The 19,661-nt window shown below is 53.5% G+C and carries 20 protein-coding genes and 1 pseudogene; 8 read left to right on the plus strand and 13 right to left on the minus strand.

Annotation, left to right across the window (positions count from 1 at the left end; translation table 11 throughout):
- Nucleotides 1-100 precede the first annotated feature (100 nt).
- Genes flhA through HUZ68_RS04200 form a run of 7 tightly spaced genes read right to left on the minus strand, consistent with a single transcriptional unit; the run spans nucleotide 101 to nucleotide 6,330 of the window.
- On the minus strand, nucleotides 101-2,194 hold the full coding sequence (gene flhA, locus HUZ68_RS04170) for a flagellar biosynthesis protein FlhA (protein WP_096962124.1): 2,094 nt from the start codon (nucleotides 2,192-2,194) through the stop codon (nucleotides 101-103).
- On the minus strand, nucleotides 2,178-3,317 hold the full coding sequence (gene flhB, locus HUZ68_RS04175; RefSeq protein WP_113455373.1) for a flagellar type III secretion system protein FlhB: 1,140 nt from the start codon (nucleotides 3,315-3,317) through the stop codon (nucleotides 2,178-2,180). The genes flhA and flhB overlap by 17 nt, the downstream gene beginning before the upstream one ends.
- Nucleotides 3,307-4,089 carry a flagellar biosynthetic protein FliR gene (gene fliR / locus HUZ68_RS04180; protein WP_001260503.1) on the minus strand — a complete coding sequence of 261 codons (783 nt, stop codon included), beginning with the start codon at nucleotides 4,087-4,089 and terminating at the stop codon, nucleotides 3,307-3,309. The genes flhB and fliR overlap by 11 nt, the downstream gene beginning before the upstream one ends.
- Nucleotide 4,090: 1 nt before the next feature.
- Nucleotides 4,091-4,363: a flagellar biosynthetic protein FliQ gene (locus HUZ68_RS04185; RefSeq protein ID WP_000958542.1), complete on the minus strand. Its 273-nt coding sequence runs from the start codon at nucleotides 4,361-4,363 to the stop codon at nucleotides 4,091-4,093.
- Between the two features lie 2 nt (nucleotides 4,364-4,365).
- A complete protein-coding gene (gene fliP / locus HUZ68_RS04190) occupies nucleotides 4,366-5,118 on the minus strand; it encodes a flagellar type III secretion system pore protein FliP (RefSeq protein WP_113455372.1) in 753 nt (250 codons plus the stop codon).
- Nucleotides 5,115-5,486: a FliM/FliN family flagellar motor switch protein gene (locus tag HUZ68_RS04195; RefSeq protein WP_088172309.1), complete on the minus strand. Its 372-nt coding sequence runs from the start codon at nucleotides 5,484-5,486 to the stop codon at nucleotides 5,115-5,117. Before HUZ68_RS04195 ends, fliP begins: the two co-directional genes overlap by 4 nt.
- Nucleotides 5,479-6,330 (minus strand): FliM/FliN family flagellar motor switch protein, encoded by an 852-nt coding sequence (locus tag HUZ68_RS04200; protein ID WP_000922509.1) that lies wholly within the window; start codon nucleotides 6,328-6,330, stop codon nucleotides 5,479-5,481. Before HUZ68_RS04200 ends, HUZ68_RS04195 begins: the two co-directional genes overlap by 8 nt.
- A 387-nt stretch (nucleotides 6,331-6,717) precedes the next feature.
- Between HUZ68_RS04200 and HUZ68_RS04205 the strand changes: the two genes are divergently transcribed.
- From HUZ68_RS04205 to HUZ68_RS04240, 8 genes are read left to right on the plus strand one after another with little or no spacing between them, the layout of a single operon-like run.
- Nucleotides 6,718-7,704: a sigma-54 interaction domain-containing protein gene (locus HUZ68_RS04205; protein WP_088172310.1), complete on the plus strand. Its 987-nt coding sequence runs from the start codon at nucleotides 6,718-6,720 to the stop codon at nucleotides 7,702-7,704.
- Nucleotides 7,705-7,718: 14 nt separating this feature from the next.
- On the plus strand, nucleotides 7,719-8,060 hold the full coding sequence (gene fliE, locus HUZ68_RS04210; RefSeq protein ID WP_000029084.1) for a flagellar hook-basal body complex protein FliE: 342 nt from the start codon (nucleotides 7,719-7,721) through the stop codon (nucleotides 8,058-8,060).
- Nucleotides 8,061-8,064: 4 nt separating this feature from the next.
- Nucleotides 8,065-9,720: a flagellar basal-body MS-ring/collar protein FliF gene (gene fliF, locus HUZ68_RS04215; RefSeq protein ID WP_088172311.1), complete on the plus strand. Its 1,656-nt coding sequence runs from the start codon at nucleotides 8,065-8,067 to the stop codon at nucleotides 9,718-9,720.
- Entirely contained in the window at nucleotides 9,698-10,708 is a 1,011-nt protein-coding gene (locus HUZ68_RS04220; RefSeq protein WP_001293120.1) for a flagellar motor switch protein FliG, read from the plus strand. Before fliF ends, HUZ68_RS04220 begins: the two co-directional genes overlap by 23 nt.
- A 3-nt stretch (nucleotides 10,709-10,711) precedes the next feature.
- Complete coding sequence (gene fliH / locus HUZ68_RS04225) at nucleotides 10,712-11,422, plus strand: flagellar assembly protein FliH (protein WP_000151519.1); 711 nt, start codon at nucleotides 10,712-10,714, stop codon at nucleotides 11,420-11,422.
- Complete coding sequence (fliI, locus tag HUZ68_RS04230; protein ID WP_088172312.1) at nucleotides 11,415-12,752, plus strand: flagellar protein export ATPase FliI; 1,338 nt, start codon at nucleotides 11,415-11,417, stop codon at nucleotides 12,750-12,752. Before fliH ends, fliI begins: the two co-directional genes overlap by 8 nt.
- A gap of 2 nt (nucleotides 12,753-12,754) precedes the next feature.
- Nucleotides 12,755-13,189 carry a flagellar export protein FliJ gene (gene fliJ, locus HUZ68_RS04235; RefSeq protein WP_088172313.1) on the plus strand — a complete coding sequence of 145 codons (435 nt, stop codon included), beginning with the start codon at nucleotides 12,755-12,757 and terminating at the stop codon, nucleotides 13,187-13,189.
- 2 nt (nucleotides 13,190-13,191) lie between these two features.
- Nucleotides 13,192-13,587 (plus strand): FAD synthase family protein, encoded by a 396-nt coding sequence (locus HUZ68_RS04240; protein WP_113455371.1) that lies wholly within the window; start codon nucleotides 13,192-13,194, stop codon nucleotides 13,585-13,587.
- An 11-nt stretch (nucleotides 13,588-13,598) separates the two neighbouring features.
- Here the strand turns inward: HUZ68_RS04240 and HUZ68_RS04245 are convergent, their stop codons facing one another.
- From HUZ68_RS04245 to HUZ68_RS04270, 6 genes and pseudogenes are all read right to left on the minus strand, one after another.
- Nucleotides 13,599-13,904, minus strand: coding sequence for a hypothetical protein (locus HUZ68_RS04245; protein ID WP_239594039.1), 306 nt, complete (start codon nucleotides 13,902-13,904; stop codon nucleotides 13,599-13,601).
- 321 nt (nucleotides 13,905-14,225) lie between these two features.
- Entirely contained in the window at nucleotides 14,226-14,864 is a 639-nt protein-coding gene (locus HUZ68_RS04250) for a hypothetical protein (RefSeq protein WP_021556461.1), read from the minus strand.
- Between the two features lie 116 nt (nucleotides 14,865-14,980).
- Nucleotides 14,981-15,403, minus strand: coding sequence for a hypothetical protein (locus tag HUZ68_RS04255; protein ID WP_215413265.1), 423 nt, complete (start codon nucleotides 15,401-15,403; stop codon nucleotides 14,981-14,983).
- 138 nt (nucleotides 15,404-15,541) lie between these two features.
- Nucleotides 15,542-15,691 (minus strand): annotated as a pseudogene (locus HUZ68_RS04260) (ISAs1 family transposase); the annotation flags it as partial.
- 397 nt (nucleotides 15,692-16,088) lie between these two features.
- On the minus strand, nucleotides 16,089-18,533 hold the full coding sequence (locus HUZ68_RS04265) for a glycosyltransferase (protein WP_239594040.1): 2,445 nt from the start codon (nucleotides 18,531-18,533) through the stop codon (nucleotides 16,089-16,091).
- A 113-nt stretch (nucleotides 18,534-18,646) separates the two neighbouring features.
- Nucleotides 18,647-19,576, minus strand: a complete 930-nt coding sequence (locus tag HUZ68_RS04270) for a hypothetical protein (RefSeq protein ID WP_033815264.1) — start codon at nucleotides 19,574-19,576, stop codon at nucleotides 18,647-18,649.
- Nucleotides 19,577-19,661 lie beyond the last annotated feature (85 nt).

The following is a 19,661-nucleotide window of genomic DNA, read 5'->3' on the forward strand; positions in this document are numbered from 1 at the left end:
ACGCTGGCGCGTCTTATCATGCCTACAAATTTGTGCCGGATCGGTAGGCCGGATAAGGCGTTTACGCCGCATCCGGCAGTTGTGCGCCGATGCCGGATATCTACATCAGCGCCCCCATAATCTTCAACTCCAGCTCATCCGGCACTTCGTTATACGACAGCACATGCAGCCCCGGCGCAAACAACCTTGCGTAGCGCGCCAGCAAAGGGCGCAGCTGCGGTGGCACCAGCAGCACCGGGTCTTTCCCCGCCGCTTTCATCTGCTCCTTCACCTGCGGCATCGTGCTCTGGAACTGGTTGAGCATATTCGGGTCGACCGGCACGCTGTCGAGCATCACTTTCCCGCCCTGTTGCGCCTGATTCACCACGTTGGTCAGCAGATTTTCCAGCTCATTATTCAGCGTATACACCGTCAGCTCCTGCTTGCGAACGAACGGATGGGTAATGCTGCGCCGCAGTGCCAGGCGCACATCGGCCGCCAGCAGAATATGATCTTTAGTCACCGCACTACTGGCGACCAGCACGGTGGCGATGGTGACGATATCGCGCAGGGAAACGCCTTCGGTCAGCAGCGCGCGATACACTTTTAGCAACTGGCTGTAATTGAGCGCCGCGCTTAAATCTTCCGCCAGTCGCGGTGCCATCGACGACAAACGGTTATGCAGTTGCGTGATGTCATCATAGTTAAACAAATCAGGAATATAGCTGCGGACAATCTTGTTCACATGGGTGGCAATCACGCTGGCGCTGTCGATCACCTGATACCCCATATTCAGCGCTTTCGCTTTCTGCGCGGGCTGGATCCAGGTGACCGGCATCCCGTACGCCGGGTCGTTCCCCAGCACGCCGTCAATCTCGCCGTAGGTTTCGCTGGAGGGCAGGGCCATCAGTTTATCCGCCGGAATATCCGCTTCATCAGCCTTAATACCGTTGATGAAAATGGCGTACTGGCTGGGCTTAAGGCGGAAGTTTTCCCGAATGCGGATCTCCGGCAGCAGCACGCCGTTACCGTCGGATATCACCTGTCGCACGCCGCGAATACGCTGGGTGAGCGGGTTACCCTGCGCTTTATCGACCAGCGCCACCAGCTTGTAGCCGAGGCTTAAACTGATAGGCTCGATCAGCGGTATCGTTTCCCAACTGACCTGTTGCTCGCTGGTTTCGGTGATGGTGCGGGTCAGCGTTTCGAGACTTTTCTCCTCCGCCTCCGCTGCCTGCGGGCGTTTGCTCATCCGCCAGCCGGTAAAGCCAAGCAGGGCGCTGAACAGCAAAAACGGCAGGTGCGGCATCCCCGGTACCACCGCCAGCACGAACATGATCCCGGTAGCGGTGTAGAGCACCGACGGGCTTGCCAGCAGCTGGTGGCGCACGTCATGGGCGATATCGCCGTTGTCGCTGACGCGGGTGACGATTATCGCCGCCGCGGTGGAGAGCAGCAGGGAAGGGATCTGCGCCACCAGCCCATCGCCGATGGTCATCAGCACATATTGCTGGAAGGCGGCGTCGGCGCTCAGGTTGTATTTGAAGATCCCGATACAGACGCCGCCGATCAGGTTGATCGCCAGAATCATCATCCCGGCGATGGCGTCCCCGCGCACAAACTTCGATGCCCCGTCCATCGCGCCGTAGAAATCGGCCTCGCTGGCAACATCTTTACGCCGGGTTTGCGCCTGTGCCTGGTTGATCAATCCGGCGTTAAGATCGGCGTCAATCGCCATCTGTTTGCCGGGCATCGCATCCAGGGTAAAGCGGGCAGAAACCTCGGAAATACGCTCGGCCCCTTTGGTGACGACGATAAAGTTGATGATCATCAGGATGATAAACACCACGAAACCGACGACAAAGTTGCCGCCAATTACCACCTGACCAAACGACTCAATCACCTTACCCGCCGCGCCCGCGCCGAGATGCCCGTGCAGCAGCACCACGCGCGTGGAGGCGACGTTAAGCGTCAGGCGCATTAAGGTGGTGATCAGCAAAATGGTCGGGAACAGGCTGAATTCCAGCGGTCGTTTCGCCGACACCGCCACCAGCAGCACCATCACCGCCAGCACAATGTTGAAGGTGAACAGAATATCCAGCAGCGCAGGCGGCAGCGGCAGAATAACCATCGCCAGAATACACAGGATCACCAGCGGCACGCCGAGATTGCCGCCGCGCAGCAGCGCGAGGAACGATTTAGTTGTTTTCGCCATCCAGTTTAAGGACCTCTTTGGGAATGGAAATATGTCTGTTCAGGGCCGGGCGCGGCTGTGCGCCCTCGCGCCAGTGTTTCATTTGCAGGACGTAGGTCAGAACGTGGGCGATGGCCCGGTAAAGCTGAAAAGGAATTTGCTGGTTCACCTGGGTGGTGTAGTAAACCGAGCGCGCCAGCCGCGGGAACTCGACCACTTCCACCTGATTCTCAGCGGCGACCTGGCGAATATAGAGAGCGATTTCATCGGTGCCTTTCGCCACCACAAACGGCGCGGCGGCGCGCGATTGATCATACTGCAACGCCACGGCGTAGTGGGTCGGGTTGGTGATCACCACGTTGGCTTTCGGCACCACTTTGCGGATTTGTCCCATCGCCAGCTGCCGTTGCAGCCGCCGTACGCGCGCCTTCACTTCCGGCTTACCTTCCTGATTTTTGTACTCTTCTTTCAGCTCCTGCTTGGTCATCTTCAGCCCTTTGGTGAACAGGGCTTTCGCCAGCGGCACGTCGAGCAGCGCGAAGAAGATAAACAGGATGACAAAGTTGCGCATCACGCTGGCGTAGAGCGACAAACCGTCATTAATCGCCAGTTTGAACGGCAGTGCCTGCAGGCCGAGAAAGGCGGCAAAGTTATTGCGCAGGCTTACCCACAGCATCACCAGCACCACGGCAGACTTCACCGTCATCTTTCCCGTTTCCGCCAGATGCTCGCTGGAAAAGAGCCGCCCAATGCCTTTTAACGGGCTGATTTTGCTGAAGTCCGGGAGGATTTTTTTCGGCAGAAACAGCCAGCCGCCCGGTACCAGCGAAGAGAGCAGCGCGGCGGCGGGCATCGGCAGTAAGGTGAGAATAAACTTGCCGAGAATTAACAGGTGATGGCGCAGAAACTGGCCGATCACCTGCGGGTTATTAATCTCCTGCGCGTACTGATGCACGCTGATAAAACTCTCGCGCACAAAATCGGCATACCACGGGAAGCTGCTGGAGATCACCACAAACGCCGCAAACAGGCTCGCCGCCAGCCCCATATCCTTTGAGCGCGGTAGCTGCCCCTCTTCACGCGCTTTACGCAGCTTTTGCGCCGAGGGTTTCTCTGTTTTTTCTTCGCTGCTGCTATCCGCCATAGTGACCTTTCAGCGCGTCGAGCTGCTGTAACACAAAATTCGCCAGATGCAGGTAGTGATCCGGCAGGTTGTAGAGCAGGGTGGCGAAGCAGACCAGCCCCGCCAGCATGTTGATGGGAAAACCGAGCGAAAAGAGGTTCAGCGGCGGCGCAATGCGGTTTAGCAGGCCAAAGCAGCCCTGCACAATCAGCATGATAAAGGTGGTCGGCAGCGCCAGCAGTGATGCTGACGCCAGCACCCAGCTAAAGGCCAGCGCGATGGTGCGCAGGGTTTGCGGATGCAGCGCGTTGCCAATCGGCCAGTAGGTGAAGCCTTTGTACAACACGCTCACCAGTAGCAGATGCCCGTCCATGGCAAAAAACAGCAGGATCGCATAGACGTTGATTAACTCCGCCAGCACGGTGGTTGATGCGCCGCTGCTTGGGTCGTTCATCACCGCCATGCTCATCCCCATATTGAACGAGAGAATTTGCCCGGCGAGTTGCAGCGCCAGAAACAGAAACTGAAACATCAGCCCGAACAACATACCCCATAAGATTTGCTCCACCGTCAGGATCAGGCTGTTGAGCGATAGCAGGTCGTGGGGAATGGGATGGGGGATCAACGGCGTGATGATGATTGCCAGCGCCAGCGACAAAATAATCCGCACGCGCACGGTCAGGGCGCTGTTATCGAGCACCGGCACATAGCGCAGAAACGCCATAATGCGCACGAAGGGAAACCACAGCCCCAGCGCCAGATCCATCAGTTGCGTAACGTCGCTTGTGCGCATCTTAATGCACCAGCAGGGCGGCCTGGGTAAACAGATGAATGCACAGGTCATGCAACTGGATAATCATCCATTTGCCGCACACGCCCAGCACCACCAGCGTGACAATCAGCCTCGGCAAAAAGCTCAGGGTCTGTTCGTTAATCTGCGTCACCGCCTGGAACACGCTCACCAGCAGGCCAACCAGCAGGCTTGGCACGACCAGTACCGAAACCAGTAAAATCACCACTTTAATGCCGCTGGCGACAATGTCGGCGGCTACGTCAACGGTCAGCATAATCAGCCCAGCCCCAGCCCGCGAATGCTGGTGGTGAGCGTGCCGATGGTCAGCGACCAGCCGTCGATCAGCACAAACAGCATCAGTTTAAAGGGCAGCGAAACAATCAGCGGCGACAGCATCATCATCCCCATCGCCATCAGGACGCTTGCGACAATCAGGTCGATAACCAGAAACGGGATGTAAATCATAAAGCCAATCTGGAAGGCGGTTTTCAGCTCGCTCAACACATAGGCAGGCACCACAATCGTGAGATCCTGGTCGGCGGCATTGCCCTTCGCGCCGCCGATGGTCATGATTTGCGCCATCGCTTTTTTGTCGGTCTGCGCCAGCATAAAGCGTTTCAGCGGCGTCGCGGCGGTGCTTAGCGCATCGGTGAGGGTAATCTGATCGTTTTCGAACGGTACCACCGCGTGGTCGTAAATATTGAGCCAGATGGGGCGCATCACCAGCAGGGTGAGGGAGAGCGCAATGCCAATCAGAATGCGGTTTGGCGGCGTTTGTTGCAGCCCCAGCGCCTGGCGCAGCAGCGACAGCACGATAATAAAGCGCGTAAAGCAGGTCATCATCAGCACCATCGTCGGCAGTAAACCGACGAGGGTCATCAGAATCAGTACCTGAATTTTGACGCTGTACTCCTGAGTGTTGCCGTGGGTCACCACGTTAAGCAGCGCAATATCGCCGCCCTGGGCGATTGCCAGCGGCGCAAGCGCCAGCAGCCCAAGGCCCAGCGTCAGTTGAGTGCGGCGTTTCATGGTGCCAGGTCGTTGATGTCGCGGGTGTTAAACTCCAGCACGCGCAGGCCGTACTTCTCGTTGACCACCACCACTTCCGCTTTGCCCAGCAGGATATTGTTCACTTTAATATCCAGCGGCTCCCCGGCGAGTTTATCCAGCTCAATCACTGTGTCGTCGTCGATATTAAGCAGGTCGGCCAACATAATTTCCACCGACGACACTTCCAGCGTTAAGGTCACCGGAATGCGTTTCAGCAGCGTCATCGAGTCAGAAAAGCGGTCTTCCAGGCGGGTGACAAGGGTTTCGGCATCGGGAGACTTCACCGTCGGAACGGCTTCATCCGTCAGGTTAAAATCTCCGGCTAAAATATCTTCTTGCTTACTCATGGCTATTCTCATTCTTGCCTGCCAGCTCCGACAAAAACAGTTTGTCTTTGTCTTCCACAATCAGGGCGCTAAATAATTCAGATTGCCCAATCGCCACCGGGAAGGTTTCTCCCAGCGAGATGGGTAAAATATCCCCGGCTTTTATCTGCGTGAGATCCGCGACATTCAGCGACAGCTCGGCGATTTTGACGTTCAGGGTCAACGGCAAGGAGCGGATAATTTCTTTAATCAGGGCCGGTTTATTGACCGATTTCGCCACCTGCTGCGGTTTACTGTGCTCGCTGTGGCGGATCAGATTTAAAATAAAATCGGTATGGGCGTCGTCGAGCAAAATACGAAAACTGCTCTCTTCATCACCCGCAAGGGTAAAGGTTAATTGATACGCCCAGTGGGTAATTACCGTGCTGCTGTCCAGCTTTAATTTCAGCGCAATACCGGAGGTTTGCAGATTAAATATCAGCGTGCAGATATCCAGCGCCAGACGGTTCTTTAACCGCGTTTCGGTTTTGGTCGGCAGGCCGTTATGCGCTTTCGCCTCTTCAAGAGAGGATTCCAGACCATAAAAATTGCCCAGCAGCATTAACAGCAGGGAGCGATCGATATCAAACGCCAGATGCCCGACCTGGGAAACCATCAGTTCGGCGTTTTTATTAATAATATCCATTTCGCAGCCAATCTTTTTTAAAGTGATATTGCTGCGATGCTTTTTGAGAAAGTAGCTGCCAAGATGCGAATCAATCACGTCAAAATTCCCCGTAAACAGGGTCGGCAGGCGATGGTAGGGGCGTCCGAGCCGATTACCTTCTAATTTAAAGATGCCTGGCGTTTTACTGTACTTCAGCATGGCTTACTTTCTCTGCTGTAATGGTATGGGCGTTTTTGTGCACGCAAATCCGGCAGTGACACAAGGTGAGGTATTAAATAGAGAGGGCGTGAAAGGGGCAAATTATTAATAGAGTGAAAAAATAATTAAATTATTAAAGGGTGAGATGTCGGGCATCGTCATAAAACATTGCACGAACTGTAGGCCTGATAAGACGCGCCAGCGTCGCATCAGGCATCGGCGCACAATTGCCGGATGCGATGTAAACGCCTTACCCGGTCTACGGTCATAACCTATTGTTTAATATAAAATAATATTTTTATTATCGTTTAATTCGAACTTGTTAATCCCGCCGATGATACGCTTCAGAACATCCTGTTTTCTGTCGCTACTTATATCGTTCACCCTATGTCTGAACTTATTGCAACTGCCGCTTCCAGCATTAACGCTTTTACTCTGGCAAAGCGTGTCGCCGCATTTAACGTGCCGGTGCTCATTCAGGGCGAAACCGGCGCGGGTAAAGAGTGTGTGGCGAAATATATTCACACCGTAGCTTTTGGTGAAAATGAGAACGCGCCCTATATCGGCGTGAACTGCGCTGCGATCCCGGAAAACATGCTGGAAGCAACCTTATTTGGCTACGACAAAGGCGCATTTACCGGCGCAATTGCCAGCGTGCCAGGAAAAATGGAACTGGCGAATAACGGCACCTTATTGCTCGATGAAATTGGCGATATGCCGCTGGCATTACAGGCCAAAATATTACGCGTATTGCAGGAACAGCAGGTTGAGCGATTAGGCAGCAACAGACAAATTAAACTCAATTTTCGCCTGATTGCCTGCACCAATAAAAACCTTGAACAGGAAGTGGCTGCCGGGCGTTTTCGTGAAGATCTCTATTATCGTCTGGCGGTTATTCCTATTACCATGCCGCCGCTGCGCGAACGTCTGAACGATATTATTCCGCTGGCAGAGTCATTTATTAAAAAATACTCCACTGTGCTGGTGAAAAACATCACCCTGTCAGAATCCACCCGCCGGGCGCTGTTGAATTACCGCTGGCCAGGCAACGTGCGCCAGCTGGAGAACGCCATTCAGCGGGGAATGATCTTAAACCGCGACGGCGTGATTTACCCGGACGCCTTAGGCCTGCCGGAAACGACCATTGCCGATCACAGCGAACTGCAATGGCCTGTTCAGCCCGCCGTCCACATCGCCGAAACCAGCGATTTAGGCCAACACGGACGAAGCGCGCAATATCAATATATCGCCGACCTGATGCGTAAATATCAGGGCAACCGCAGCAAAATCGCCGACCTGTTAGGCATTACCCCGCGCGCACTGCGCTATCGACTGGCCTCCATGCGCAAGCAAGGTATCGAAGTTTTCTCCTGACCCGGAAGTTAAAAATGAGCATTACCACAATCAACAGCACCATGCAGGCGCAAATCATGCAGGACGTGCAGCGGATGCAGGCCAACGCCCAGGCGCCGGTGCTGCCCGCCATGACCTTCAGTTCCACTGACCCGGACGTTTCGTTTAACCGCATTATGCAGGGCGCGCTCGGTCACGTTGACCAGTTCCAGCAGGTGGCGGAGCAGCAGCAAACGGCTATCGACCTGGGTAAAAGCGATGACCTGGCCGGCGCGATGATCGCCAGCCAGCAGGCGTCGCTCTCTTTCTCCGCGCTGGTTCAGGTGCGCAATAAAATCGCCACCGGGTTTAATGACCTGATGAGTATGTCGATCTAACCCTATGAATGCACAAATAAAGAAGTTAACTCAGGCGTTTCCGGCGTTTCGACTGCGTCTCGCAGATAACAAACGCTGGGCGCTGATGGCGGGAGTGGGGCTTGCCGTGGCGGCGACGGCGATTATCGTCAGCGTGCTGTGGAACGGTAATCGCGGCTACGTCTCGCTCTACGGACGCCAGGAAAATCTGCCCGTATCGCAGATTGTCACCGTGCTGGATGGCGAAAAGCTCACCTACCGCATCGACCCGCAGAGCGGGCAGATACTGGTGCCGGAAGATGAATTGTCGAAAACGCGCATGACACTGGCCGCGAAAGGCGTGCAGGCGATCTTGCCCAGCGGCTACGAGCTGATGGACAAAGACGAAGTGCTCGGCAGCAGCCAGTTCGTACAGAACGTGCGCTACAAACGCAGCCTCGAAGGGGAGCTGGCGCAGAGCATTATGTCGCTGGACGCGGTGGAGAGCGCGCGGGTGCATCTGGCGCTCAACGAAGAAAGCTCGTTTGTGGTCAGCGATGTGCCGCAAAACAGCGCCTCGGTAGTGGTGCGCCTGCACTATGGCGCGAAGCTGAACATGGACCAGGTGAACGCCATCGTGCATCTGGTTTCCGGCAGTATTCCGGGGCTGCACGCCAGCAAAGTCAGCGTCGTCGATCAGGCGGGAAATCTGCTGACCGACGGCATCGGCGCAGGCGAGGCGGTTTCTGCCGCTACCCGTAAACGCGATCAGATCCTTAAAGACATCCAGGACAAAACCCGCGCCAGCGTGGCGAACGTGCTGGATTCGCTGGTCGGCAGCGGGAATTACCGCGTCAGCGTAATGCCGGATCTCGATCTCAGCACCATCGAAGAAACCCAGGAACACTACGGCGACGCGCCGAAAATCAACCGCGAAGAGAGCGTGCTGGACAGCGACACCAATCAGGTGGCGATGGGTGTACCCGGTTCGCTCAGCAACCGCCCGCCCGTTGCGCCTAATCAGATCACCAACGGTGCGACGCCCGCCGACGAAAACCGCTCGCCGGAAGCGCTTTCAAAACACAGCGAAAGCAAGCGCGATTACTCTTACGACCGCAGCGTCCAGCATATTCAGCATCCCGGCTTTGCGGTGAAACGCCTCAACGTGGCGGTGGTGCTCAATCAAAATGCCCCGGCGCTGAAAAACTGGAAGCCGGAACAGACCACGCAGCTTACCGCATTGCTGAACAATGCCGCCGGGATCGACGTCCAGCGCGGTGACAATCTCACCTTATCGCTGCTTAACTTTGTGCCGCAGGCGGTGCCGGTCGAACCAATTATTCCGCTGTGGAAAGATGGCAGCGTGCTGGCCTGGGTGCGGCTGATTGGCTGCGGCCTGCTGGCGCTGTTGCTGCTGTTCTTCGTGGTGCGCCCGCTGATGAAACGACTGACGGCGGTACGTGCGCCGGTTATCACACCAGAACCGGAAGCCGTCAGCGAACCGTGGATCGCTACGCCGGAAGAAGAACGCAAAAACGTCGACCTGCCGTCGCTACCTGGCGATGACAGCCTGCCTTCGCAGAGTTCCGGCCTCGAAGTGAAACTCGAGTTCCTGCAAAAACTGGCCATGAGCGACACCGATCGCGTAGCCGAAGTTCTCAGACAATGGATCACCAGCAATGAGCGAATTGACAATAAATAAGAGCAACAGCTACCTGGAACAGGCGGCGATCCTGCTACTGTGTCTGGGCGAAGAAGCGGCGGCGACGGTGATGCAAAAACTCAGCCGCGAAGAAGTGGTGCGCCTGAGCGAAAACATGGCGCGGCTTTCCGGTGTCAAAACCAGTATGGCGCGCAAAGTGATCAATAACTTCTTTGATGAGTTCCGCGAACAGAGCGGGATCAACGGCGCATCGCGATCCATGTTGCAGGGCATTCTTAACAAAGCGCTCGGCACCGAGATCGCCAGCAGCGTGATCAACGGCATCTACGGCGATGAGATCCGCTCGCGGATGGCGCGCCTGCAATGGGTGGAACCACGCCAGCTGGCGATGCTGATCTCCGAAGAACATCTGCAATTGCAGGCGGTGTTCCTCGCGTTTCTGACGCCGGAAATTTCAGCGGCGGTGCTCTCGTATCTCAACGAATCGGTGCAAAATGAGATTCTCTACCGGGTGGCGAAACTCAACGACGTTAACCGCGACGTGGTGGATGAACTGGACAGGCTGATCGAGCGCGGCCTGTCGGTACTTTCGGAACACGGATCGAAGGTGAAAGGCATCAAACAGGCGGCGGATATCGTCAACCGCTTCCAGGGTAACCAGCAGGTGATCCTCGACCAGATGCGCGAGCGCGACGAGGACGTGCTGGAGCAGCTCCAGGATGAGATGTACGACTTCTTTATCCTCAGCCGCCAGAACGAAGAGGTGCGCCGACGCCTGCTCGATGAAGTGCCGATGGAAGACTGGGCGGTGGCGCTGAAAGGCACCGAAGCTCTGCTGCGCCGCTCGATTTACGCGGTAATGCCAAAACGTCAGGTGCAACAACTGGAAGCGATCACCGCGCGCCTGGGGCCGGTGCCGGTCAGCCGTATCGAACAGATCCGCCGCGAAATCATGGGCATCGCCCGTGAACTGGAAGAGGCGGGCGAAATTCAGCTACAGCTTTTTGCGGAACAGACGGCGGAGTAACCCATGACCATTGAAACACTGCGCGGGCGCTATCGCCTGCACCGCTTCCCGCCGCGCCAGCGTGCGGTGACCGGAGAGCCGCTCACCGCCAGCATTAGCGCCGCCGATTACCAGCGCCAGTTGATGGACGGTTTTCAGGAAGGGCTGCAAAAAGGGTTTGCTCAGGGAATGACCGAAGGTCAGGAGCAGGGCTTTAGCGAAGGTCATCAGCAAGGTTTTGCCGAAGGGCGACGCCAGGGCTACACCGAAGGCAGCCTCGCCGGGCAGCAGGAAGGGCGCAAACAATTTGTTGAGGCGGCGCAGCCGCTGGAAGCCATCACCGGTAAAGTGAACGACTTTCTCGCCCATATCGAACGCAAACAGCGGGAAGATTTGCTGCAACTGGTGGAAAAAGTCACCCGCCAGGTGATCCGCTGCGAACTGGCGCTGCAACCCACGCAGTTACTGGCGCTGGTGGAAGAGGCGCTGGCGGCCTTCCCGGCGATGCCAGAAACCCTGCAAGTGATGCTGAGCACGGAAGAGTTTAACCGCCTGCGCGACGCGGTGCCGGAAAAGGTCAGCGAATGGGGGCTGACGCCTTCGCCGGATCTGCCGCCGGGCGAATGCCGGGTGATCACCGATAAATCCGAACTGGATATCGGCTGTGAGCATCGCCTGGAACAATGCATGACCGCGCTGAAAGAAACCCTCACGCCGGAGTCGCAGGGTGAGTGATTTTTCTGCGTTCGATAACGCGTTGCGCTCGCTGGAGTCGATCCCGCTGGCCCGCGTCGCCGGGCGGCTGGTGCGCCTTAACGGCATCCTGCTGGAGAGCGTCGGCTGCCCGCTAATGACCGGGCAGCTGTGCCGCATCGAAAGCGCCAATCACACGCTTATCGACGCGCAGGCCGTAGGCTTTAATCGCGACATCACTTACTTAATGCCGTTTAAACAGCCGGTCGGCCTGATGGCAGGCGCGCGCGTCTTCCCGGAAGAGAAAGCCCACGACATCCTGATTGGCGAAAGCTGGTTAGGCCGCGTGGTGAATGGCCTCGGCGAACCGCTGGATGGCAAAGGCCGCCTGAACGGCAACGACCTTCTGCCGCCGCTGCCGCCGTCGGTCAATCCCTTAACCCGTCGTTCAGTGGACGAGCCGTTAGACGTGGGCGTGAAAGCGATCAACGGCCTGCTGACCATCGGCAAAGGCCAGCGCGTCGGGCTGATGGCGGGCAGTGGCGTCGGGAAAAGCGTGCTGCTGGGGATGATCACCCGCCAGACCAAAGCCGACATTGTGGTGGTCGGGCTGATTGGCGAACGCGGGCGCGAAGTGAAAGAGTTTATCGACCACTCGCTGGGCGCGGACGGGCTGGCAAAGTCTATCGTTGTTGTCGCGCCTGCCGATGAATCGCCGCTGATGCGACTGAAAGCCACCGAACTGTGCCACTCCATCGCCGCCTGGTTTCGCGACCGCGGGCATCACGTTTTACTGCTGGTGGATTCCCTGACCCGCTACGCGATGGCCCAGCGGGAAATCGCCCTCTCGCTCGGCGAACCGCCCGCCACCAAAGGTTATCCGCCATCGGCATTCGGCATGATCCCCAAACTGGTCGAAAGCGCAGGCAACAGCGAAAGCGCAGGATCGATGACCGCCATCTACACCGTGCTGGCGGAAGGCGACGACCAGCAAGATCCCATCGTTGACTGCGCCCGTGCGGTGCTGGACGGGCATATCGTATTAACCCGCAAACTGGCGGAAGCGGGGCACTATCCGGCCATTGATATCGGCCAGTCGATCAGCCGCTGCATGAATCAGGTCACCAGCCTGGAACATCAGCAATCCGCCCGCGTGTTAAAGCAAAACTACGCCGCCTACATGGAGATCAAACCGCTGATCCCGCTCGGTGGTTATGTGGCAGGCGCGGACGCCAGCGTCGACAAAGCGGTAAAAATGTTTCCGGCTATCGAGCGATTTTTGCGCCAGGAGATGCGCGAACCCGCCTCCCTCGAACTGGTGCAAAGCCGCCTGCAAATCCTCTTTCCTGGTGTCAAAAAGGCAGAACAGTAACTATGCGACAAATCATCGACACCCTGGCGCAGTTGCAGCGCCTGCGGGATAAATCGGTCAAAGACAAAACTGTCGAGCTGGCAAAGCAAAAACAGATCTGCGCGGGCTATGACAACAATATCAAGGCGTTAGGCTACCTGGTGGAGAAAACGTCTGCGGGCGCGGGAGCGTCGGTGGAGTCGCTGAAAAACGTCAGCGGCTACAAAGGCACCTTGCGTAAAGTGATCGCCTGGCAGGAGCAGGAAAAAACGCTGGCTAACATCAAAGCCACGCGAATGCAGAAAAACCTGACGGCGGCGGCGTGCGAAGAGAAAGTGGTGGCCCTGACGCTGGACGACAAACGCCGCGAGCAACAAGAAAGCGCCACGGCGAAAGCGCAAAAAGCGGTGGACGACATCGCCGTGCAGTGCTGGCTGCGGCATAAATTAGCGGAGTAGCCATGAAAACGGTCATCACCTTCGGCACCTTCGATGTGTTTCATGTCGGTCATCTGCGCCTTTTACAACGCGCCCGCACGCTGGGCGAACGGCTGCTGGTCGGCGTATCGTCCGACACCCTGAACATCGCTAAAAAAGGCAGAGCGCCGGTTTACCATCAGGATGACCGCATGGCGATTATCGCCGGGCTGGCGTGCGTGGATGGCGTATTTCTGGAGGAATCGCTGGCGCAGAAAGAGGAGTATTTGCGGGGGTACAGTGCGGATATTTTAGTGATGGGGGATGACTGGGCAGGGAAGTTTGACGATTTCTCGTGTGTCTGTGAGGTGGTCTATTTTCCCCGTACGCCGTCGGTATCGACGACGGGGATTATTGAGGTGATTAGGGGGAATGCATGACAAAATAAAATTTATTTTTGAGCCTCAAAGTAATTGAAGAAATATGTGTTATATTTATTTTTGTCTTTTTGTTTTATTCCATTTTTGCTAAAATAAACGTTTTTGTTTGTTGATATCTCTATTTCAATGAATTTTTCTTTTTTCATATATTCAATTTTGCACTTATAATATCTAATAACGATATCTTCCCCATCCTTTATAACTTCAAAAATATTTGCATCATGCAGTTTGTCTAATTTTCTATTCAAAAAGAAAGCGTCTGTTACCAGCGTTTCAACCTTGTTATTATAAGAAAAAAAGAAGCTCGCTGCACCCATATCGTTGCTTTCAAAAAACTTGCTGTATATTCCCTTTAAAAAGGATGGTTTGCACTATAGTTGTTGGGGAAGAGTTTTTCTTACTATGGTTACTATAAGTTTTCATATTAATAACCATATCCTTAAGTATGTCATTTTTCCCATATACTTCAAAGGCAGGTAGGTTTTTATTATAATCTGGATACACTATTATCATGAATAATAGAATCAAGATTCTCAATATAATACTAATCATTTGATTTATTTTTCCGGTGATCATTAAAACTGCTTTGATTGCAGGTTAAAATCAATTTCCCATTATTATAAAGCAATAGATTTAGTTTATTTATATTCATCCCTGAATGTTAAGTCAAAGTATCCTTTCACTATTTTGTACTTTGCTCGTATATACACTTCAGGTTTTGGGTTCTTCTTGTGCGGTGTTGTTCCATATTCACTAGGTTCGTAAGGATGGATAACATAGTTATTTATCGCTATCGTATAGTCCGGGCTAATTTTAAAATGTGAAAAGCGGATGATATCTTCGTAGCCAAAGAAAGTGCTGAGCAATAGGGCATCTAGGAGAATGCCTTTCCTGTCATAGCTATTCAGTTGGACATTGAGTAATGGGGTATCACTTTCACCTATGGTGTTATAAATAATAATTTTGAAGATATTATCTTTATCTTCGAACTGACCCAATTCGTAATAATGAGTATCGTTAGCTATCCAGGGTGAGAGGAAATTCTCGCCTTTGACAGGGATGGTAATTTCTTGCTGATTGAAAGGTATTGTTTGGGATTTTTCGGTTTCAGATAAGAAGAGTTCTGTAATTCCGTTGGTGATGTTTTTATAAAAAATCACAAGTGGTGTTATTTTTGTAGAGTCTAATGGTATCGTTAGTGCTTTTTTATTAGCATTCGCACAGTGGGTAGTAATAAAAAGAATAAGAGTCAGTAATGCGAGTGATGTTTTATTCATGTTTATACGATCGCGATAAAATAAATGAATTATCAGATGTGTTTCGAAAGTTGTATTTTTGTTTTTTCTATGCAAGCTGTTAAAGCTGAATAAGAGAGTCACCCCATCATAAGAGGCTATCTCCTCAGAACGTGATCTTTTACTTTAAGCGATGCATATATATTCTTGTAAACCATAAATAAGGCTGAATCTCCTGTGCCTGTAAAAATAATAAAATGATTTTCTGGGAAAGTTATCTCTGCCTGAAAACATTGATCTACATGATATCCAGAATCATCATTAATACGGCATGAAACGATTGCGTTCATGCCAACAAATTCTGGCGTAATATTTATGTCAGCTAAAACGGGAATGCCTTCGCTTGCCGCCTCCCATTTCCCTTCATTGTTTACTGTGAAAAAGTCACTTCCCGTACGTGATATGTATTCACATACTTTAAGATATGCAGTTGTATTCTTATATTCTTTGCTAATAAATAAGCAATCTTTGATTTTAGTAATGAACCAATTAACAGGAACTTTAAACGTAACTTCATTCAAAGAGATAATCTTAAGATGGTCACTACCATAACTATTCTCGATGAAAAAACAAACGAATATTATAAAAATTGTTCTCACTTATTTTATCTCTAAAAGAATTTATTAATCATGTTGAAAGTATAATAAGTCAGGGCAAGATTAAGAAAGTCCGCATTCCGCAAGAACTGACGCTAGGTGGTTTCTGTTCATGGCTGTTTCTCTTATCTTACGTCTCGGCCCTGCCTTGAATACCTTATCATTTGTAAAATTATTCATAGCGATGAGCCTTATACATGAAAATAATTCTGCAAAACAAGTCCCGGAGCTCATTGTTGCAGCAACGCTACCGCCCTCCTGTTCCATATTGCTCAGGCCTGTTGTAGTGATAGATATTTCCAGCAAATGCTTTAGCCCCTTTCCAGGATGAGGTATGTTGCGGCCAATACAGGTAAAAAAGAATGGTTATTGACGGTAGAAAGGCGTTTTTCGGAATCCATAAAGACAGCTCTTCCCGCTTTCAAAATGTGCAACTTTTACCGATTAACCAGCCATAAAGAGATGTGTTTGAAATCGAAGGGTAGATAAGTGCGCTGTTCGTGCCGGATGCGGCGTAAACGCCTTATCCGGCCTACAAATCCTCGCAAATTCAAATGATTGCAGCGGCGCGTAGGCCTGATAAGCGAAGCGCATCAGGCACTTCTGCGGCTTACCCCAACGCCTCTACAATCACCATCGCCGCCCGTTCTCCCGCTTTGCCATCCATAAACGCATCGCAATAATGATGGCGAATTTCCGCCAGCTTCGTCTGCACCGCCCCCCAGTCAAACGCCTCTGACAGCAAATAACGCAGTTCCGCGACATTATGAGCCACCGGCAATATTTCGCGAATCCGCTGGTCGGCGCTTTCGGGCGTGGAGTAACTTTTCTCACCGTCGAGCAGTTCCGTCATGCCCGGAAAGTCGAGCAGGATCACCCGTTTATCAACGTGGATAGCATCGAAAATAAAACCGCTGTTATCGGTCAGCACGTAATCGGCCTTTGCCAGTAGCGCCAGCGTGTGGGGGGCGGAGTTGGTGCGCTGTTTTAAATGCCTGTGCGCCAGGGTCAGCGATGCGGCTTCTTCCGGGCGCGAGCAGGTGCCGTGGTGCAGTTTGCAAATCAGGTTCACATCACCGCTTAAGCGGCCCAATTTTTCTGCCCAGTGGGGCAGGGAGCTTAGTGCGCCAAACGTTGGGGCGTAGAGCACCGTAGGTTTACGGTCATCCAGTTCGATATTTCCCGGCAACGCGCGATCAAACGTGCCGTTATGCCAGGCGTCGAAGCGCGGGTTGCCGACCACTTTTGCGCTGCCGAAATGTTCCAGCGCCTGCTGGCTGTAGTGGCTGTAACACAAAATGCGCTGATAAAAACGGTTCCAGTCGGCGTGGTTCCACGTCTCTTTAGCTAAGCCGTACATGGCGCGGATGTTCACGGGTGAAAGGCCATTGAGCGCAGGCGTGTGGTAGGGGCTGACCAGGCATTTCACTCGCTGACCATGTGCCTGCATTTCTGACAGACGCATACCTTTAAGCTGCGGATCGTCGATGTTTTTCAGTGTTTCCAGCATCTCATCAAGAAACGGTTTAAACACGCGGTCATTGATCACTAGTGTGCAGCTCAACCCCTGCGCCTGTAGAGCGGTGATGATTGGGCGGTACAGCGTGTAGTGGAATGAGGTTTCCATAAAAAAGCCGATGGTATCGGCGATGGGTAATGTAGATGGCTTGGTGGCTACGGGTAACTTATTGAAATAGTGAGCAATGTTGTCAGTCGTTTTTTTCTCGATATCACTAAAGCCCGGTCGCTGATAACAAATACTCGGATAACAGGCCAGCCATTTGTCGGCGCGTAGCAGCGGTTGCCAGCAGTCTTCCAGCGAGTGCTCATCGTTGCTCATCTGCTGCGCCAGTTGCGGGTAGTAGCGGCTGTTTACCAGATAAGCGCACACTTTGCGGCAGTCCCGCGCGTGTACCAGCCCCGGCAAACTTTTTAGCATCGTTCCTTGCGAAATTTCGCCGCCGAGGATCATCACCTGCCAGGGAATTTTCGCCAGGCTCGCCAGCAGCGTGTTCAGTACCTGAATATGTTTCTCCTGCTTGAGAATGACCGCGTCATCTTCCAGCAGCAGGTAGTTTTGCCAGCCGCGTTGTTGCGCCAGGCGCAGCGCCTGCAAGTGTGACTGGCGGCGGCCACGTTGACCGTTTTCATCTTCACTGGCGGCAAGGCGGATGATCTTCTCGGGCGGAATATGCAGCAATGCCAGTTCTTCACGGATCTGCTGTAAGCGATCCGGGCGTTTATCCAGATTCACGATGATCACCTGATCGATCGCCTGATGGTTGATCGCCTGATGATGGGTGGCGTTATGCAGACTCAGATAAGCATTACGTAACAACGGATCGCTGACGATATCCGTAAGCGCCGCGTCTACTGGCGTGCTGGCCCCGAGAATAAAATCTTTATCAAAGGTGTTGTGACTATGCGAGATACACAGAATCGTGCGCTCGCCGGGCAGTTGCAGCGGGTTTACGCTGAAATTGTCGGTGAAACTTTTCTCTTCGCCTAAATTGCAATCGTCATCGTAACGGTGCTTTTTCAGGTAGTTACGGTGATAGCAAAAGGTGCCGTTGAGGATGTTATGCGGGCCGAAGCTGCGGCTTTGAAAGATGCGGCTGATATGGCTGTACCAGATGGGGATCTGGTCGGAACCGGAGATGAGCGCCCGGTGTTTTTGCATCATGGCGATAGTCCAGGAGATTTTATCTGCCGGGTAGTAGTCGTCGTCATCCATGCAGAGGATATATTCCCCCACTGCCAGTTCATTGAGCATGTTGCGTTTTTTGTCCAGCGGCAGTTTTTCCGGGTGATGGATGTAGCGGATGTTGAAGGCCTCCGGCGTGCCATTGGTCAGGCGGTCGATGATGTGTTGATGGCTTTGCGGGGAGTCGTCGAGGATGACCAGTTCGCGGCGGTCTGCCGGGTAGTCCTGATAGCGGTACATGTAGAGCAGGTACGGCAGGAAGGTGGCACGGTTCCAGGTAGGCGTGACGACGCTCACGAAGGGTTTTTCGCGGTGGGTAGCGAGTGTTTTGATGATGGTTGGTGTTGGCATGGTGTTTGGGTGAGTTTAGGGGTTAATTTGATGGGTAAGGGGGAGCAGTGCGCGCTTTGCCCCTCACCCTAACCCTCTCCCCGGAGGGGCGAGGGAACCGATCGAGCGCGGCGTTAGGTAAGCAGCGAAAACGCTGAAAGCAGTGGCTCTGCGGCACATAACGACTGAATTTGCTGGCGAATCGCCGCAGCATTTTCACTCACTCGCCAGCGTTCAAACATGGCGAAGAGCGCGAAAATATCATCCTGCCGCAGTGGCGATCCATCCAGCGTCCATAAACTGATTAACGTGCGGATGAGATAAAAATCACACACCAGCGGGCAATAATCTGCGCCGTCGGTCTGCCCAATCACATCGTGGTAAACGCGGTAAATCAGCCAGTTACGCATCATCCAGGGCGCGGTGGCAAAATGCTGTTGCCAGGTGGTTTGCCATTGCCCCTGAAGCTGCTGCTGCAACAGGGCTTCGCTGTTGGCGTCATGTAGGGTCAGCAAAGGCATCTGCAACGGCAGGGACGTTTTGCGCGGGCTTTCCGGCAAAATCGACCAGTTAAACGCACAACTGCCGAGCAGCGTCATCAACTGGCGTGCCAGCTGTGGCACGGACGGTAGTTGGGCGAACTGTGCCTGTAGCGTGCCTTTTTTCGCATGATCGCCCAGCGCCTGTGGCAGTGTTGTCAGCCGGGCAAGAATGTCGCCATCTCTTCCCGGCATTTTGCTGGCGCGGGAGAGCAAAATCCCAACGGCGTACAGTGATAGTTCTGGGGGTAAATTGGGGAGCGTAAGGGTGCTCAAAATGACCTGGTTTAGTATCGCATCGCGCGCGGAAAGCTCTGCGGCATTTCCTTCCACAGAGCGATAGGTGAGCTGTAAATCAAAGGCCCTGGCATCGTTGAGCATCGCTTCACAGCTTTCTGGCTCTGTCAGCATCAGGCTCAGGCGAATCTCGTTTTTCCACACCTTGCGGACGTATAAAGGCGAACCGGGGTGTTGCGTCATAAAATTGCGCACGTATTCCGGTTCGTAACATTCAATAAAACTCATAGGTGGCTTCCAGTCTTTAATGCTTTGCAGGATTTGCAATAAGCGTGCCGGGAATTTTTGTAATCAAAAACAAAGGATTGAGAAT

The sequence above is a fragment of the Shigella dysenteriae genome, from assembly GCF_022354085.1.
In the GTDB taxonomy this organism is placed as follows: domain Bacteria; phylum Pseudomonadota; class Gammaproteobacteria; order Enterobacterales; family Enterobacteriaceae; genus Escherichia; species Escherichia coli.

Excerpts from the sequence above, each read along its gene's own strand:
- fliH (WP_000151519.1), top strand. The coding sequence starts at position 10,712 with ATGACCATTGAAACACTGCGCGGGCGCTATCGCCTGCACCGCTTCCCG.
- HUZ68_RS04200 (WP_000922509.1), bottom strand. The coding sequence starts at position 6,330 with ATGCTGAAGTACAGTAAAACGCCAGGCATCTTTAAATTAGAAGGTAAT.
- fliF (WP_088172311.1), top strand. The coding sequence starts at position 8,065 with ATGAATGCACAAATAAAGAAGTTAACTCAGGCGTTTCCGGCGTTTCGA.
- HUZ68_RS04185 (WP_000958542.1), bottom strand. The coding sequence starts at position 4,363 with ATGCTGACCGTTGACGTAGCCGCCGACATTGTCGCCAGCGGCATTAAA.
- HUZ68_RS04220 (WP_001293120.1), top strand. The coding sequence starts at position 9,698 with ATGAGCGAATTGACAATAAATAAGAGCAACAGCTACCTGGAACAGGCG.
- HUZ68_RS04195 (WP_088172309.1), bottom strand. The coding sequence starts at position 5,486 with ATGAGTAAGCAAGAAGATATTTTAGCCGGAGATTTTAACCTGACGGAT.
- HUZ68_RS04270 (WP_033815264.1), bottom strand. The coding sequence starts at position 19,576 with ATGAGTTTTATTGAATGTTACGAACCGGAATACGTGCGCAATTTTATG.
- flhB (WP_113455373.1), bottom strand. The coding sequence starts at position 3,317 with ATGGCGGATAGCAGCAGCGAAGAAAAAACAGAGAAACCCTCGGCGCAA.
- HUZ68_RS04205 (WP_088172310.1), top strand. The coding sequence starts at position 6,718 with ATGTCTGAACTTATTGCAACTGCCGCTTCCAGCATTAACGCTTTTACT.
- HUZ68_RS04250 (WP_021556461.1), bottom strand. The coding sequence starts at position 14,864 with ATGAATAAAACATCACTCGCATTACTGACTCTTATTCTTTTTATTACT.
- HUZ68_RS04240 (WP_113455371.1), top strand. The coding sequence starts at position 13,192 with ATGAAAACGGTCATCACCTTCGGCACCTTCGATGTGTTTCATGTCGGT.
- fliJ (WP_088172313.1), top strand. The coding sequence starts at position 12,755 with ATGCGACAAATCATCGACACCCTGGCGCAGTTGCAGCGCCTGCGGGAT.
- flhA (WP_096962124.1), bottom strand. The coding sequence starts at position 2,194 with ATGGCGAAAACAACTAAATCGTTCCTCGCGCTGCTGCGCGGCGGCAAT.
- HUZ68_RS04265 (WP_239594040.1), bottom strand. The coding sequence starts at position 18,533 with ATGCCAACACCAACCATCATCAAAACACTCGCTACCCACCGCGAAAAA.
- fliE (WP_000029084.1), top strand. The coding sequence starts at position 7,719 with ATGAGCATTACCACAATCAACAGCACCATGCAGGCGCAAATCATGCAG.
- fliR (WP_001260503.1), bottom strand. The coding sequence starts at position 4,089 with ATGCGCACAAGCGACGTTACGCAACTGATGGATCTGGCGCTGGGGCTG.
- fliP (WP_113455372.1), bottom strand. The coding sequence starts at position 5,118 with ATGAAACGCCGCACTCAACTGACGCTGGGCCTTGGGCTGCTGGCGCTT.
- HUZ68_RS04245 (WP_239594039.1), bottom strand. The coding sequence starts at position 13,904 with ATGGGTGCAGCGAGCTTCTTTTTTTCTTATAATAACAAGGTTGAAACG.